The sequence below is a fragment of the Inquilinus sp. OTU3971 genome (assembly GCF_038440215.1).
On sequence record NZ_JASATH010000038.1, the window covers coordinates 33,277 to 47,765 of the forward strand.

Annotated in this window: 16 protein-coding genes; 12 read left to right on the forward strand and 4 right to left on the reverse strand. The window is 68.8% G+C overall.

Annotated features, from left to right (window positions below):
- Positions 1-3: 3 nt before the first annotated feature.
- Together ggt and tyrS are read right to left on the reverse strand one after the other, a co-directional pair.
- Positions 4-1,773, reverse strand: a complete 1,770-nt coding sequence (gene ggt / locus AAHM41_RS12320; RefSeq protein ID WP_342236835.1) for a gamma-glutamyltransferase — start codon at positions 1,771-1,773, stop codon at positions 4-6.
- Between the two features lie 120 nt (positions 1,774-1,893).
- Entirely contained in the window at positions 1,894-3,138 is a 1,245-nt protein-coding gene (gene tyrS, locus AAHM41_RS12325) for a tyrosine--tRNA ligase (RefSeq protein WP_342236836.1), read from the reverse strand.
- Positions 3,139-3,276: 138 nt separating this feature from the next.
- On the opposite strand from tyrS, the gene AAHM41_RS12330 reads away from it, so the two are divergent.
- Both AAHM41_RS12330 and AAHM41_RS12335 read left to right on the forward strand, forming a co-directional pair.
- On the forward strand, positions 3,277-3,582 hold the full coding sequence (locus tag AAHM41_RS12330) for a type II toxin-antitoxin system Phd/YefM family antitoxin (protein ID WP_342236837.1): 306 nt from the start codon (positions 3,277-3,279) through the stop codon (positions 3,580-3,582).
- Positions 3,569-3,985 carry a type II toxin-antitoxin system VapC family toxin gene (locus AAHM41_RS12335; protein WP_342236838.1) on the forward strand — a complete coding sequence of 139 codons (417 nt, stop codon included), beginning with the start codon at positions 3,569-3,571 and terminating at the stop codon, positions 3,983-3,985. The genes AAHM41_RS12330 and AAHM41_RS12335 overlap by 14 nt, the downstream gene beginning before the upstream one ends.
- A gap of 27 nt (positions 3,986-4,012) precedes the next feature.
- Here the strand turns inward: AAHM41_RS12335 and AAHM41_RS12340 are convergent, their stop codons facing one another.
- Together AAHM41_RS12340 and AAHM41_RS12345 are read right to left on the reverse strand one after the other, a co-directional pair.
- Entirely contained in the window at positions 4,013-4,864 is an 852-nt protein-coding gene (locus AAHM41_RS12340; protein ID WP_342236839.1) for a class I SAM-dependent methyltransferase, read from the reverse strand.
- Between the two features lie 35 nt (positions 4,865-4,899).
- On the reverse strand, positions 4,900-5,562 hold the full coding sequence (locus tag AAHM41_RS12345) for an alpha/beta hydrolase (protein WP_342236840.1): 663 nt from the start codon (positions 5,560-5,562) through the stop codon (positions 4,900-4,902).
- 381 nt (positions 5,563-5,943) lie between these two features.
- Between AAHM41_RS12345 and AAHM41_RS12350 the strand changes: the two genes are divergently transcribed.
- The 10 genes from AAHM41_RS12350 to AAHM41_RS12395 all read left to right on the forward strand — a co-directional run bounded on the left by AAHM41_RS12350 (position 5,944) and on the right by AAHM41_RS12395 (position 14,392).
- Positions 5,944-6,411: an Rrf2 family transcriptional regulator gene (locus AAHM41_RS12350; RefSeq protein ID WP_342236841.1), complete on the forward strand. Its 468-nt coding sequence runs from the start codon at positions 5,944-5,946 to the stop codon at positions 6,409-6,411.
- 8 nt (positions 6,412-6,419) lie between these two features.
- On the forward strand, positions 6,420-7,517 hold the full coding sequence (locus AAHM41_RS12355; RefSeq protein ID WP_342236842.1) for a cysteine desulfurase family protein: 1,098 nt from the start codon (positions 6,420-6,422) through the stop codon (positions 7,515-7,517).
- Between the two features lie 83 nt (positions 7,518-7,600).
- On the forward strand, positions 7,601-7,927 hold the full coding sequence (locus AAHM41_RS12360) for a ferredoxin family 2Fe-2S iron-sulfur cluster binding protein (protein WP_342236843.1): 327 nt from the start codon (positions 7,601-7,603) through the stop codon (positions 7,925-7,927).
- Between the two features lie 235 nt (positions 7,928-8,162).
- Positions 8,163-9,617 carry a Fe-S cluster assembly protein SufB gene (gene sufB / locus AAHM41_RS12365; protein ID WP_342236844.1) on the forward strand — a complete coding sequence of 485 codons (1,455 nt, stop codon included), beginning with the start codon at positions 8,163-8,165 and terminating at the stop codon, positions 9,615-9,617.
- 71 nt (positions 9,618-9,688) lie between these two features.
- The gene (gene sufC, locus AAHM41_RS12370) at positions 9,689-10,438 is read left to right on the forward strand and encodes a Fe-S cluster assembly ATPase SufC (RefSeq protein WP_342236845.1); all 750 of its coding nucleotides are present in this window, start codon (positions 9,689-9,691) and stop codon (positions 10,436-10,438) included.
- Between the two features lie 10 nt (positions 10,439-10,448).
- Positions 10,449-11,780 (forward strand): Fe-S cluster assembly protein SufD, encoded by a 1,332-nt coding sequence (gene sufD / locus AAHM41_RS12375; RefSeq protein ID WP_342236846.1) that lies wholly within the window; start codon positions 10,449-10,451, stop codon positions 11,778-11,780.
- Positions 11,780-13,048: a cysteine desulfurase gene (locus AAHM41_RS12380; protein WP_342236847.1), complete on the forward strand. Its 1,269-nt coding sequence runs from the start codon at positions 11,780-11,782 to the stop codon at positions 13,046-13,048. The genes sufD and AAHM41_RS12380 overlap by 1 nt, the downstream gene beginning before the upstream one ends.
- A 2-nt stretch (positions 13,049-13,050) precedes the next feature.
- On the forward strand, positions 13,051-13,494 hold the full coding sequence (locus tag AAHM41_RS12385) for a SufE family protein (RefSeq protein ID WP_342236848.1): 444 nt from the start codon (positions 13,051-13,053) through the stop codon (positions 13,492-13,494).
- Positions 13,491-13,919 (forward strand): iron-sulfur cluster assembly protein, encoded by a 429-nt coding sequence (locus AAHM41_RS12390; protein WP_342236849.1) that lies wholly within the window; start codon positions 13,491-13,493, stop codon positions 13,917-13,919. Before AAHM41_RS12385 ends, AAHM41_RS12390 begins: the two co-directional genes overlap by 4 nt.
- A 92-nt stretch (positions 13,920-14,011) precedes the next feature.
- Positions 14,012-14,392 carry a HesB/IscA family protein gene (locus AAHM41_RS12395; protein ID WP_342236850.1) on the forward strand — a complete coding sequence of 127 codons (381 nt, stop codon included), beginning with the start codon at positions 14,012-14,014 and terminating at the stop codon, positions 14,390-14,392.
- Positions 14,393-14,489: the final 97 nt, after the last annotated feature.

Here is a 14,489-nt window from a genome sequence, read left to right on the forward strand (position 1 = left end):
CGGCTACTCCCCCACCGCCAGCCCGGCCGGGCGGCGGTTGTCGTTGGCGCCGTAGACGAAGCCGGGCAGCATCTTGCCGCCGAAGGCCCGGTCGTTGCCGGAGGAGGCGGCGCCGGACGCCGCCGCGGCGGCCGAAGGCTGCAGCGCGATCAGCTCGGCGGCGCCCCAGGGCGACTGCACCGTCACCTTGTGGCCCATCTGCTCCAACAGCTTCACCGTGTCGGGCGACAGGGCATAGGGCTCGGCGAAGACCTCGTCCGGTAGCCACTGGTGGTGGATGCGCGGCGCATCCACCGCCTCCTGCGGGTGCATGCCGAAATCGATCATGTTGAGCGCCGCCTGCAGCGTGATGGTGATGATGCGCGCCCCGCCCGGGCTGCCCAGCACCAGCACGATCTCGCCGTCCTTGGTCACCAGCGTCGGCGCCATCGAGGACAGGGGGCGCTTGCCCGGGGCGATCGCATTGGCCTCGCCCTGCACCAGGCCGAACAGGTTCGGCACGCCCGGCTTGGAGGTGAAGTCGTCCATCTCGTCGTTCAGCAGGAAGCCGGTGCCGGGCGCGATCACCCCGGCGCCGAACAGCCCGTTGATGGTGTAGGTTACCGAGACTGCGTTGCCGTCCTTGTCGACCACCGAGTAATGGGTGGTCTCGGTCTTCTCATGCGGCACCATGCCGGGCTGGACCTCCTTCGACGGGGTCGCCTTGTCGGGCAGGATCCTGGTCCGGATCTGCGCCGCGTAGTCCTTGCTCAGCAGCCGGTCCAGCGGGTTGTTCACGAAGGCCGGGTCGCCGAGATAGGTGTTGCGGTCCATATAGGCGTGGCGCATCGCCTCGACCATCAGATGCACCCCGGCGGCGGAATGCCAGCCCAGCGCCTTCAGGTCGTATCCCTCCAGGATGTTCAGGATCTCGCACATCGTCGTGCCGCCGGAGGAGGGCGGCGGCGAGGACACGAAGACGTAGCCGCGATAGCTGCAGGTCACCGGCGCCGTCTCGGTGACAGTGTAGGCGGCAAAGTCCTGCGCGGTCATGATGCCGCCGCCGGCCTTCATCGCCGCCGCGACCTTCTGCGCCACCGCGCCCTCGTAGAAGGCGTCCGGCCCGCCCTTGGCGATCGCCTCCAGCGTGTCGGCCAGGTCCGCCTGCACCAGCCGGTCGCCCGGCTTGAACGCCGAGCCGTCGGGCCGGAAGAAGATCTTCGCCGCCACCGGGTCCTTCTTCAGCAGGGCGGCGCCGGCGTCGAGGATGTCGGTGTCGCCGCGGGTCAGGATGAAGCCTTCGCGCGCCAGCCTGATGGCCGGCGCCATCACCTGTTCGCGCGGCAGGGTGCCGTAGCGCTGCAGCGCGGTGTCGAGGCCCAGCACGCTGCCCGGCACGCCGACGGCGAGATAGCCGTACAGGCTGGCGCCCTTGATCGGGTTACCGGCGGCGTCGAGATACATGGTCTTGGTCGCGGCCGCCGGCGCGGTCTCGCGGAAGTTCAGGAAGGTGTCGCGGTTCTCCTTGGCCAGGTGGATGACCATGAAGCCGCCGCCGCCGATATTGGCGCAGCAGGGGTTGGTGACCGCCTGGGCGTAGCCGGTGGCGACCGCGGCGTCGACGGCGTTGCCGCCGGCCCGCAGGATCTCCGCTCCGGCGTCGGAGGCGAGGTGCTGCGACGACACCACCATGCCGTCCGGCGCCTCGACCGCGGGCGGCGACGCGGCCTGTGCCGCGGCTGCGCCCAGCGCGCAGGCCGCGACCGCCAACCATGCCCATGCATGCCGGATCATCATGCCCCTCCTGTCTGACTGGCCGCGCGGTCTTCACGGCGCGGGCGAGAGGAGGTCATGCTGCCCCGACGGAGGGGCCGCCGCAACGGTAGCGCTTTGCTACCATCGCGGAACCTGCCCTCAGGCCGGCCGCACCAGCACGTGCTTCTTGCGCCCGGCGGACAGCTTGATCACGCCGTCGGCGCCGATGTCGCCATCGCCGATCGGCTGTTCCGGATCGGCGATGGCGGCGTCGTTGACGCGGCCGCCGCCGCCCTGGATCAACCGCCGGGCCTCGCCGTTCGAGGCCGCCAGGCCGGCCCGGGCGAACAGGCGGAAGGCCTGGATGCCGGCCGCCAGCTCGGCCTGCGGCACCTCGATCGAGGGCAGGCCCTCGGCCGACACGCCCTGCTCGAAGGCCTGGCGGGCGGTCTCGGCCGCCGCCTCGGCCTTGTCGCGGCCATGCACCAGCGCCGTGGCTTCCGTCGCCAGGATCTTCTTGGCCTCGTTGATCTCGGCCCCGCCCAGCCCGGCCAGCCGCTCGATCTCGTCCAGCGGCAGCTCGGTGAACAGCTTCAGGAAGCGGCCGACATCGGCGTCCTCGGTGTTCCGCCAGTACTGCCAGTAGTCGTAGACCGGCAGCCGCTCCTCGTTCAGCCAGACGGCGCCGGCCGCGGTCTTGCCCATCTTGGCGCCGGAGGAGGTGGTCAGCAGCGGCGAGGTCAGGCCGTACAGCTCGCGCCCGGCGATGCGGCGCGCCAGGTCGATGCCGTTGACGATGTTGCCCCACTGGTCCGACCCGCCCATCTGCAGCACGCAGTCATGGCGGCGCGCCAGCTCCAGGAAGTCGTAGCCCTGCAGGATCATGTAGTTGAATTCGAGGAAGGTCAGCGGCTGCTCACGGTCCAGCCGCAGCTTGACCGAGTCGAAGGTCAGCATGCGGTTGATGGTGAAGTGCCGCCCGACCTCGCGCAGGAACGGGATATAGGCCAGCCCGTCCAGCCAGTCGGCATTGTTGGCCATGATCGCGCCGCCCTCGAAGTCGAGGAAGCGCGCGAAGACCCGGCGGATCGAGGCGATGTTGGCCGCGATCGTGGCATCGTCGAGCAGCGGACGCGCATCGTCGCGGAAGGACGGGTCGCCGATCTTGGTGGTGCCGCCGCCCATCAGCGCGATCGGCCGGCCGCCGGTCTTCTGCAGCCAGCGCAGCATCATGATCTGCACGAGGTGCCCGACATGCAGGCTGTCCGCCGTAGCGTCGTAGCCGATATAGGCCGTGACCGCTCCCTTGGCCGCCAGGGCGTCCAGGCCCTCGGCATCCGTCACCTGATGGATGAAGCCGCGCGCCTCGAGGGTGCGCAGGAAGTCGGAGCGGAATCCGGTCATGATCGTCGACTGCTTGTCGGAGAGGACTGTCTGTCAGTTGGCTGACGGACAAGGGCTGTAGCACGAGGGCCGCCGATGCCTCAAACCGAACTTCCCGCGGCGGCTCCGGCTGGCAGGCTCTTGCCCTGTGCGACCGAGATGTCCATCTTTGATGTACAGGTTCCCATTGAGGTGGGCGGCATGGGCAAGACCATAGGAGCAGCCGAATTCAAGGCGGCATGCCTGCGGATCATCGATGAGATGAATCGCGATGGCGAACCGGTGATCGTCACTAAGCGGGGTAAGCCCGTGGCCGTATTGTCACCGGTCGAGACCGAAAAGAAGCCCGTATCGATCTGGGGTGCGATGCGCGGCACGGTCTTGCGTTATGACGATCCGTTCGCGCCGGCGGCCGACCCGAACGATTGGGATGCGGTGCGCGAGACCGCCCGTGATACTGATTGACACGCATATTCTTGTCTGGACGGTGCAGGCGGATGCTTCGCGCATCGGCAAGCTGGCTCGCGAGCTGATGGATGCGGCTGCGACGAGCCATGCACTGCACGTCTCCGTCATCACTCTGTGGGAAATCGCCTTGCTCGTGCAGCATGGCCGGTTGGCGCTCGGCCGCGACGTCTGGGAGTGGACGGAGCAGACGCTGGCGCTGCCGGGTATAAACTTGATGCCGCTTGAGCCGGCGATAGCGGTCAACAGCGTGCGCCTGCCGGGAGAAATTCACCGCGACCCAGCCGACCGCTTCCTCATCGCCACGGCACGCCATCTGGGCGTGCCTCTGATGACGATCGACGAGAAGATCCTGGCCTACGGGGCGGCAGGCCACGTGCAGACGATCGACGCGAGCCGGTGATCTGCTCCGACGGAAGCCTCGCCGGCATCACGCCGTGGCGGTGACTATCCAGGTGGCGGCGTTCAGCAGCACGCCGTCGGCGGTCTGGTGCGGCGCCAGCGCCTCGCGCACCGCGGCGGCGACCACCTCCCGCTTGTCCTCGTGCTCGCGCAGCAGGGCGCCGACCGGGCCGCTGCGCAGCACCAAAGCGAGGGTCTGGTCCAGGTCGCCGACGCCGGCCTTGGTGTCGAAGGCTGTGACCCCGATGCCGGAGAACCCGGCGCGGCCGAGGATGCCGCGGATCCGGTCGGGATCGGCGAAGGCGAAGGCGCCCGGCGTGCCGGGGACCGGGGGCGGCGGCGCCGGCAGGTGGCGGAGTGCCGCGGTCAGCGATACGGTCGCCCAGCCATTCTCGGCCATGGTCCGCCAGCACACGAAGGCCAGTCGGCCGCCCGGCTTCAACGCGCCATGCAGGTTGGCGAAGGCGGCGACCGGATCGTCGAAGAACATCACGCCGAAGCGCGAGAACAGCCCGTCGAAGCCGCCCGGCTCGATCCGGGCGGTCTGGGCATCGGCCTCGACGAAGCGGACATTGTCCAGGCCGGCCTCGGCCGCCCGGCGCCTGGCCAGGCCGAGCATCGGGGCGGAGATGTCGAGGCCGAGCACCTGCCCGTCGGGCCCGACCCGCCGCGCCAGCTCCAGCGTGCTGCCGCCGCTGCCGCAGCCGATGTCGAGCAGCCGCTCGCCCGGCGCGGGCTCCAGCACCTCGACCACCTGCCGGCTGAACGGTGCGGTCATGCGGTCGAGCTGTGCCTGCATCTCGACCCAGACCGTTCCGCCGGCCTCGTTCCAATAGGCGATCTGGTCGGCGTTCGGCGTCTCGGCTTCGTTCGTCGCCATGCTCGATCCCCTCTGCCCGGCCCGGGGCCGGCGGTTCAGTCCGCGGCCTGCGGCGGCGCCAGCTTCACCGATTTGGTCAGATAGTCGTCGATATGGGCCAGCAACTGCTCGTTGTGCAGCGTGAAGAAGTGGTTCGCCCCCGGGATCACCCGGTAGTCGATCTTGATGTCCTTCTGCTGCGACAGCTTGTTGACCAGCTTCTGCACCGCGTCATGCGGCACCAGGTCGTCCTTGTCGCCCTGGACGATCAGGCCGGAGGAGGGGCAGGGCGCCAGGAAGGTGAAGTCGTATTTGTTCGCCGGCGGCGCGATCGAGATGAAGCCGTCGATCTCCGGCCGGCGCATCAAGAGCTGCATGCCGATCCAGGCGCCGAAGGAGAAGCCGCCGACCCAGCAGGCCTCGGCATTCGGGTTCAACGCCTGCATCCAGTCCAGCGCCGAGGCGGCGTCGGACAGTTCGCCCTCGCCGCGGTCGTGGATGCCCTGGCTACGGCCGACGCCGCGGAAGTTGAAGCGCAGCACGGTGAACTCGTGCTTCTTGAACGCCTGATACAGCGTGTGCACGATCTTGTTGAACATCGTCCCGCCGCCCAGCGGGTCCGGATGCAGCAACAGGGCGATCGGCGCGTTGGTGCGCTTGCTCGGGGTATAGCGGCCTTCGAGGCGTCCCTCGGATCCGTTGAAGATGACGTCCGGCATCGGCCGTTAAGCTCCTCGAGATGGCGACGTGGCGGACCGGATCACCGGCTCGGCGTCTTGCGGTGCCGCCTGGCGGCGCGGTGGGGCGGCTTTCTTGACCATTGCACTCGGATATCTATATCTAAGCGGTCACTCACCCTGCCACGACGCGGACCGTGCCGGCCACTGCCGTCAACACGATCCACGGGAAATGTTCGTATAGCATCGGGACGGCCTTCGTGTTCAAGCGTCTTGATCGAGGCATACCGGGCGGGTCGGGGCTGAGAAACGCGGATTGCGCTGCAGGCCGGGCTGTCTGAGACGATGGGCATCCGGTCCGCGGCGCGGGCACAGTCGCAATTTCGGTCCGGCGGGCAGGTCGGGCCGTTGGGGGCGCAGAAGATGCGTTTGAGCACCAAGGGACGCTACGCCGTCATGGCGATGGTCGACCTGGCGCGGCACGGGGCCGACGGCCCGGTGGCGCTCGCCGACATCGCGCTCCGCCAGGAAATCTCCTTGCCATATCTCGAGCAGCTGTTCGCCAAGCTCCGCCGCGGCGGTCTGGTCCGCAGCGTGCGCGGACCCGGCGGCGGCTATCTCATGGCCCGGCCCTGCGGCACGGTGCGGATCTCCGACATCATCTTCGCGGTGGACGAGCCGATCCAGGCCACCCGCTGCGAGAAGCACAGCCCGCTCGGCTGCCACAGCGACAAGAGCCGCTGCCTGACCCACGATTTGTGGGAGGAGCTGGGCAATCAGATCCACATGTACCTGTCCTCGGTGACGGTCGAGGATGTGGTCAACCGCCGGGTGCTCGGCTCCAGCCATCTGTTCCCCTCCCCGCAGGGCGTGACCGTCGCCGCCGAGTGAGGCGCGCCGTGACCTCCGTCTATCTCGACCACAACGCCACCACGCCGCTGCGGCCGGAGGCGCGCGAGGCCATGCTCGCGGCGCTGGAGTCGGTCGGCAACCCGTCCTCGGTGCACCGCTTCGGCCGCGAGGCTCGGCGGCTGGTCGAGGCAGGCAGGGCGCAGGTGGCCGCCTTGGCCGGGGTGGCCCCGGCCCAGATCGTCTTCGCCGGCGGCGCCACCGAGGCCAACGCCCTGGCCCTCACCGGCCTCGGCCGGGGTCGGATCCTGACCTCCGCCATCGAGCATGACAGCGTCCTGGCCTGGGCCACGGACCGGATCCCGGTCGGCGGCGACGGCCGGGTCGATCTCGACGCCCTCGACCGGATGCTGGCGGACGATGCCGGGTCCGCGATCGTCTCGATCATGGCGGTGAACAACGAGACCGGAGTGATCCAGCCGGTGGCGGAGGCCGCAGCGATCGCCCGCCGCCACGGCGCGCTGCTGCATTGCGACGCGGTCCAGGCCGCCGGGCGCATTGTCCTGCCGGTGGTGGGAGCCGAGGTCGACGCTCTCAGCCTCTCCGCCCACAAGCTCGGCGGGCCGCAGGGCATCGGCGCCCTGGTGCTGCGCGACGGGCTGCCGCTGGCGCCGCTGCTGCGCGGTGGGGCGCAGGAGGGACGGCGCCGCGCCGGCACCGAGAACGTCGCCGGCATCGCCGGCTTCGGCGCCGCCGCGGCTTCCGTGGCCGACCGGGCGGAAATGCCGCGGATCGCGGCGCTGCGCGACGACCTCGAGCGACGGCTCATGGCCGAGGGTGCGGTGGTGCTGGGCGCCGGCGCGCCGCGCGTCGCCAACACCAGCTGCGTCGCCATGCCCGGCGTCACCGCCGAGACCCAGGTCGCGGCGCTCGACCTCGCCGGGGTTGCCGTCAGTGCCGGCTCGGCCTGCAGCTCCGGCAAGGTCCGCCGCAGCCATGTGCTGGAGGCGATGGGACTGCCGGGCGACCTGGCCGAGTGCGCGATCCGGATCAGCCTGGGGCCCGGGACCGATGCCGTTGCGATCGACCGCTGCGCCGCCGCCTGGATCGATCTCTCGCGGCGAAGGCGCAGCCGTGCGGTCGCCTGAGAGGAGGCATGAGGTTTCGCCGGTTGCCCCCTGTCCGCGGCTTTCGTAGAACACCACGTCTTCGAGCAGGAGTACGGGCCAGAATGCCCAGGATCATCTTCATCGAGCCGGACGGGAACCGGCGCGAGATCGACGCCCCGGCCGGGCTATCGATCATGGAGATCGCGCACAAATACGACGTCGATCTGGAGGGCGCCTGCGAGGGCTCGCTGGCCTGCTCGACCTGCCATGTGATCGTCGAGCCGGACTGGTACGAACGGCTGCTGCCGGCGCGGGAGGACGAGGAGGACATGCTCGACCTCGCCTGGGGCCTGACCAAGACCTCGCGCCTCGGCTGCCAGATCATCATGAATGACGAGCTCGACGGGCTGACGGTCCGGCTGCCGGGCGGCAGCAACAACATGATGTGATACAAGGACCTTTCCGGCATGAGCGGTCCGCATGCCGGGGTCCAGCGGAGCGCGGCTGAGAACGACTCTCGCGGTCGGGTTTTCGCTGGCATTCGCCGCCGAAACGCCTATCTATTGGCGAGGGAAGGGCGGCAACACTGGCCTCCCAAGGGGCAACCTTTGGGGCCTTCCACATCGGAGTACCCGACTAGCCCACTCGGTTAATCGGTTCTGGCACAGGGTTGAGGAGCGAGGCATGGCGGCAGTCCAGGAGACGGTCCGGCAGGTCGAAGAGATCACGAACAGCCGCTACAAGCATGGCTTCTTCTCGGACATCGAGATGGAGACCGCGCCGAAAGGGCTGAGCGAGGAGACCGTCCGCTTCATCTCCGCCAAGAAGAACGAGCCCGAATGGCTGCTGGAGTGGCGGCTGCGCGCCTTCCGGCTGTGGCAGACCATGGAGGAGCCGCACTGGGCTCGGATCAGCCACCCGCCGATCGACTACCAGAGCGCCTATTACTACGCCGCGCCGAAAAAGAAGCCCAAGCTCGGCAGCCTGGACGAGGTCGATCCCGACATCCTGGCCGTCTATGAGAAGCTCGGCATTCCACTGCGCGAGCAGGAGAAGCTGGCCGGCGTCGCCGTCGACGCCGTGTTCGACAGCGTCTCGGTGGCCACCACCTTCAAGGACCAGCTCGAGAAGGTCGGGGTGATCTTCTGCTCGATCTCCGAGGCGGTGCAGAAATACCCCGAGCTGGTGCGTCAGTATCTCGGCTCGGTGGTGCCCTATTCCGACAACTACTTCGCCACGCTGAACTCGGCCGTCTTCACCGACGGGTCGTTCGTCTACATCCCCAAGGGCGTGCGCTGCCCGATGGAGCTGTCGACCTATTTCCGCATCAATGCGGAGAATACGGGCCAGTTCGAGCGTACCCTGATCATCGCCGACGAGGGCAGCTACGTCTCCTATCTGGAGGGCTGCACCGCGCCGCAGCGCGACGAGAACCAGCTGCACGCCGCGGTGGTCGAGCTGGTCACGCTCGACGACGCCGAGATCAAGTACTCTACCGTCCAGAACTGGTATCCGGGCGACGAGGACGGCAAGGGCGGCATCTACAATTTCGTCACCAAGCGCGCCGCCTGCCGCGGCCGCAACTCCAAGGTCAGCTGGACCCAGGTCGAGACCGGCTCCGCCATCACCTGGAAATACCCGAGCTGCATCCTGCAGGGCGACAATTCGGTCGGCGAGTTCTACTCGGTTGCGATCACCAACAACCGCCAGCAGGCCGACACCGGCACCAAGATGATCCATATCGGGAAGAACACGACCTCCCGGATCATCTCCAAGGGCATCTCGGCCGGGAAGTCGGACAACACCTATCGCGGCCTGGTGCGGATCCTGCCGGGCGCCGAGGGCGCGCGCAACTTCACCCAGTGCGACAGCCTGCTGATCGGCGACCAGTGCGGCGCCCACACCGTGCCCTATATCGAGAGCCGCAACCCGACGGCGCAGGTGGAGCACGAGGCGACCACCAGCAAGGTCAGCGACGACGTGCTGTTCTACTGCCGCCAGCGCGGCATCGGCACGGAAGAGGCGCTGGGCCTGATCGTCAACGGCTTCTGCCGCGAGGTGCTGCAGGCGCTGCCGATGGAGTTCGCGGTCGAGGCGCAGAAGCTGGTCGGCATCAGCTTGGAAGGCTCGGTCGGTTAAGGGCACGCCGCATCCGTGCGGCTTTGCGAATTTCGAGGACAGGCCGCGGTGAAGCGGCGAGGGAACGCGGAATGCTGGAGATCAAGGACCTGCACGTCGCCGTCGACGGCAAGGAGATTCTGAAGGGTGTCTCGCTCGCCCTGAGCAAGGGCGAGATCCACGCCATCATGGGGCCGAACGGCTCCGGCAAGTCGACGCTGAGCTACGTTATCGCCGGCCGCGACGGCTACGAGGTCACCGGCGGGTCGATCACCTTCAACGGCGAGGACCTGCTGGCGATGGAGCCGGAGGAGCGGTCGCGCGCCGGCCTGTTCCTGGCCTTCCAGTACCCGCTCGAGGTCGCCGGCGTCGGCACCGTCACCTTCCTGCGCACCGCCTACAACGCCCACCGCAAGCATCGCGGCGAGGCCGAGCTCGATCCGATGCAGTTCACCAAGCTGCTGCGCGAGAAGGCCAAGGGCCTCGGCATCGACACCGACATGCTGAAGCGTTCGGTCAATGTCGGCTTCTCCGGCGGCGAGAAGAAGCGCAACGAGGCGTTGCAGATGGCACTCCTGGAACCCGCCCTCGCGGTGCTGGACGAGACCGACAGCGGCCTCGACATCGACGCGCTGAAGGTGGTGGCGGAGAGCGTGAACAAGCTGCGCTCGCCCGACCGCGCCTTCCTGGTGATCACCCATTACCAGCGCCTGCTCAGCCACATCGTCCCCGACCACGTCCACATCCTGGCCGATGGCCGGATCGTCCGGTCCGGCGGCAAGGATCTGGCGCTGGAGCTCGAGGAAAAAGGCTACGCCGGCGTGATCCCGGCGGCCGCGTGAGGCAGCAGAGATGAGCGAACGGATCGCCCCCTCGCCGATCGTCGCCGTCCAGCGCGAGCGTTTCGCCGCCAGCCGCTCGGCGCTGCCCGGCGTCGGCCACAGCGCCGTCGCCCGCCGCCGCGAGGCGGGGATGGCCCGGTTCGAGAGCCTCGGCCTGCCGACCCGCAAGCAGGAGGCCTGGAAATACACCGACCTGCGGCGGCTGGAGAAGCTGGGCCTGAATGGCGCCACGGCGCCGGCCGAGGCCGTGTTGCCGGAGGCGTTGCGCGGCTTCGTGCCGGCGCAGGGCCCGTCCATGGTCTTCGTCAACGGCCGGCTGCGGCCGGAGCTGTCGAAGCTCGACAACCTGCCGCAGGGGCTACGCCTGGACGGCTATGCCGCGGCGCTGGAGGCCGGCGACGCCGAGGTCGAATCCCGCTTCGCCGCGCCCGCCGACGCGGCCTCGCTGGTCGAGCTGAACACCGCTCTGGTCGAGGACGGCGCCGTGCTGCGCATCGCCCCCGGCGCGGCGATCGAGGCGCCGGTCCGCCTGGTCTTCCTGACCGTGCCAGGCGCCGTGGCGGTGGCCAGCCATCCCCGGATCCTGGTCCTGGCCGGCGCCAACAGCCAGGCAACGGTGATCGAGGCCTATCACGGCACCGACGACACCGGCTATTTCACCAATGCGGTGGTCGATGCCGAGATCGGCGACGGCGCCCGGCTGCGCCACTACCGGCGGCAGAGCGAGGGGCTGAATGCGGTGCATCTGCTGAACGGCAGCGCCACCATCGGCCGCGACGCCACCTATGATAGCTTCACCCTCAGCCTCGGCGCCGACCTGGCGCGGACCGAGGTGACCGCGACCTTCGCCGGCCGCGGCGGCAACGGCCATGTCACCGGCGCCTATCTGGCCGACGGTAGCCGCCACATCGACACCACCACGCTGATCGACCACGCCGTGCCGGACTGCCGGTCGCGCGAGGTGTTCAAGGGCGTGCTGGACGGCAAGGGCAGGGGCGTCTTCCAGGGCAAGATCATCGTCCGCCGCGACGCCCAGCGCACCGACGGCTACCAGCTGAACCGGGCGCTGATGTTGTCGCGCACCGCCGAGATCGACAGCAAGCCCGAGCTCGAGATCTACGCTGACGACGTCAAGTGCAGCCACGGCGCCACGGTCGGCGAGATCGACGCCGAGGCGCTGTTCTACCTGCGCGCCCGCGGCATCGACGAGCGCGTCGCCCGGGCCATGCTGGTCGAGGCCTTCCTGCGCGAGGCGCTGGAAGAGGTCGCCGACGAGGCGGTGCGCGCGGAGTTCGAGGCCGCGGTCGAGCACTGGCTCGCCGCGCGGCATCAGGAGGGATGATGGACACGCACCCCGTGGACACAAGGCTCCATGCGAGCGGCATCAACGCCTATGACGTGAACGCCGTGCGGGCGGATTTCCCGATCCTGTCCCGCACCGTCTACGGCAAGCCGCTGGTCTATCTCGACAACGCCGCCTCGGCCCAGAAGCCGCGCTCGGTGATCGACGCCGAGAGCCGTGTCTACGAGGAGGAATACGCCAACGTCCATCGCGGCCTGCACTATCTCAGCGGCGCCGCGACCGACGCCTTCGAGGCGACGCGCGAGGCGGTGAAGCGCTTCATCAACGCCGCCTCGATCAAGGAGATCATCTACACCCGCGGCACCACCGAGGCGATCAACCTGGTGGCCCAGAGCTATGGCCGCACCTTCCTGAAGGAAGGTGACGAGATCATCGTCTCGGTGCTGGAGCACCATTCCAACATCGTGCCCTGGCAACTGCTGGCGCAGGAGAAGGGGCTGGTCCTCAAGGTCGCCCCGATCGACGACGACGGCAACTTCCTGCTCGACGAGTTCGAGAAGCTGCTGTCGCCGCGGACGAAGCTGGTCTCGATCACCTATATGTCGAACGCACTCGGCACCATCGTCCCGGTCAAGGCGGTGATCGACCGGGCCCATGCGGTCGGCGCCAAGGTGCTGCTGGACGCCGCCCAGGCGATCACCCACATGCCGGTCGACGTGCAGGCGCTGGGCTGCGACTTCCTGGCCTTCTCCGGCCACAAGCTGTACGGCCCGACCGGCATCGGTATCCTCTACGGCCGCGAGGCGCTGCTGGAGGCGATGCCGCCCTGGCAGGGCGGTGGCGAGATGATCCGCACCGTCAGCTTCTCCGGCACCACCTTCGCCGAGCTGCCGGCCAAGTTCGAGGCCGGCACCCCGGCCATCGCCCAGACCATCGCGCTGAAGGCGGCGATCGACTACGTCACCGCGCTCGGTCTCGACACCATCGCGGCGCATGAGCGCGAGCTGCTGGACTACGGCGTCGAGCGGCTGTCGCATGTGCCGGGCCTGACCATCGTCGGCCGGGCGCGCGAGCGCGCTTCGATCATCTCCTTCGCCATGGACTGCGCCCATCCGCACGACATCGGCACGGTGATCGACCAGGCCGGCGTTGCCGTGCGGGCCGGCCACCACTGCGCCCAGCCGCTGATGGAGCGGCTGCAGCTGCCGGCGACGGCCCGCGCCTCCTTCGCCCTGTACAACACCAAGGCCGAGATCGACGTGATGGCCGAGGCGCTGGGCAAGGTGGTCAAGCTGTTCGGGAAATGACCATGCAGGCCAGGCTGTCCCAGGAAGAGCTGGAGGAGAACTTCGCCCTCCTCGACGATTGGGAGGAGCGCTACGCCTACATCATCAGCCTGGGCGACGCGCTGCCGCCCTTCCCGGAGGCCGAGCGGGTCGAGGCCAACAAGGTGCATGGCTGCCAGAGCCAGGTCTGGCTGATCGCCCGGCCCGAGGACCAGGCGCCGGACCACATCGTGTTCCAGGGCGACAGCGATGCCCGCATCGTCAAGGGGCTGATCGCCATCGTCACCGGCGTGTTCTCCGGCCGTCGGCCGGAGGAGGTGGCGGCGATGGACCTGCGCGGCCTGTTCACCCGGCTCGGCCTCGACACCCACCTGACCAGCGGCCGCCGCAACGGACTGGCCTCGATGGTCGAACGGATCAAGGAGATCGCGCGGCGCCACTTGGCCGCGCGGGAGGCGACATCATGAGCTCATTGCCAGACGACGGCCTCGGCCTGCACGATTTCATGCGCGCCGGCACGCTCGACATGCCGGAGCCGGACTGGATCCATGTCCGCACGCCGCTGTCCAAGGTGACTTACCCACTCGACGTCGAGGCCACACGCTCGGCGGTGATGGACAACCTGACCCTGGTGTTCGACCCCGAATTGCCGGTCAACATCGTCGAACTCGGGCTGATCTACCGGGTCGAAGTGTCGCCGGAAGGCCAGGTCGAGATCGACATGACCCTGACCGCGCCGAACTGCCCGGTCGCCGGCACGATGCCCATCATGGTGGAGCGGGGCGCGCTGTCGGTCCCGGGCGTGACCGGGGCCAAGGTCAACCTGACCTGGGACCCGCCCTGGTCGATCGAGCGCGCCAGCGAGGACGCCCGGCTGGCACTCGGAATGTGAGAGGAGGGGGCAGGCCAGCCCTGCCGCCGCAGACCGTTGAAGTCTTTTCCCGATCGGCCCATCTTGTGGGTCGAGGACAAGAGGTGAACAGGATGCGCGCCCTACCGCCGCCGATTTCCCTGACCGACCGCGCCGCCGACCGCGTGCGCGAGCTGATCGCGAAGTCGCCGAAGCCGATCCTCGGCCTGCGGGTCGGGGTCAAGGCGCGCGGCTGCTCCGGCCTCAGCTACTTCATGGAATACGCCGAGGAGCGGAAGAAGTTCGAGGATGTGGTCGAGAGCAAGGGCGTCACCGTCCTGATCGACCCGTCGGCGATCATGTTCCTGCTCGGCACCGAGATGGACTGGGTCCAGGAAGAGTTCGGCGCCCGCTTCGTGTTCAACAACCCGAACGAGGTCGATCGCTGCGGCTGCGGCGAGAGCTTCCGGGTGGCCCAGCCCGAGGGCAAGGAACCGGCCCCCGTCGGCGCGTAACGCGGCCCGGCCGTCGCCATGGCGCATCCGGCCGGCGACGCGCCGGACCTGACCCCCCGAACCCTCCGCCGCCTGCTGTCGGGGGGGGGGGGGGGGG

Excerpts from the sequence above, each read along its gene's own strand:
- tyrS (WP_342236836.1), bottom strand. The coding sequence starts at position 3,138 with ATGACCGGATTCCGCTCCGACTTCCTGCGCACCCTCGAGGCGCGCGGC.
- AAHM41_RS12340 (WP_342236839.1), bottom strand. The coding sequence starts at position 4,864 with ATGGCGACGAACGAAGCCGAGACGCCGAACGCCGACCAGATCGCCTAT.
- AAHM41_RS12330 (WP_342236837.1), top strand. The coding sequence starts at position 3,277 with ATGTCCATCTTTGATGTACAGGTTCCCATTGAGGTGGGCGGCATGGGC.
- AAHM41_RS12360 (WP_342236843.1), top strand. The coding sequence starts at position 7,601 with ATGCCCAGGATCATCTTCATCGAGCCGGACGGGAACCGGCGCGAGATC.
- AAHM41_RS12350 (WP_342236841.1), top strand. The coding sequence starts at position 5,944 with ATGCGTTTGAGCACCAAGGGACGCTACGCCGTCATGGCGATGGTCGAC.
- AAHM41_RS12385 (WP_342236848.1), top strand. The coding sequence starts at position 13,051 with ATGCAGGCCAGGCTGTCCCAGGAAGAGCTGGAGGAGAACTTCGCCCTC.
- ggt (WP_342236835.1), bottom strand. The coding sequence starts at position 1,773 with ATGATCCGGCATGCATGGGCATGGTTGGCGGTCGCGGCCTGCGCGCTG.
- AAHM41_RS12380 (WP_342236847.1), top strand. The coding sequence starts at position 11,780 with ATGGACACGCACCCCGTGGACACAAGGCTCCATGCGAGCGGCATCAAC.
- AAHM41_RS12390 (WP_342236849.1), top strand. The coding sequence starts at position 13,491 with ATGAGCTCATTGCCAGACGACGGCCTCGGCCTGCACGATTTCATGCGC.
- AAHM41_RS12345 (WP_342236840.1), bottom strand. The coding sequence starts at position 5,562 with ATGCCGGACGTCATCTTCAACGGATCCGAGGGACGCCTCGAAGGCCGC.
- AAHM41_RS12395 (WP_342236850.1), top strand. The coding sequence starts at position 14,012 with ATGCGCGCCCTACCGCCGCCGATTTCCCTGACCGACCGCGCCGCCGAC.
- sufB (WP_342236844.1), top strand. The coding sequence starts at position 8,163 with ATGGCGGCAGTCCAGGAGACGGTCCGGCAGGTCGAAGAGATCACGAAC.
- sufC (WP_342236845.1), top strand. The coding sequence starts at position 9,689 with ATGCTGGAGATCAAGGACCTGCACGTCGCCGTCGACGGCAAGGAGATT.
- sufD (WP_342236846.1), top strand. The coding sequence starts at position 10,449 with ATGAGCGAACGGATCGCCCCCTCGCCGATCGTCGCCGTCCAGCGCGAG.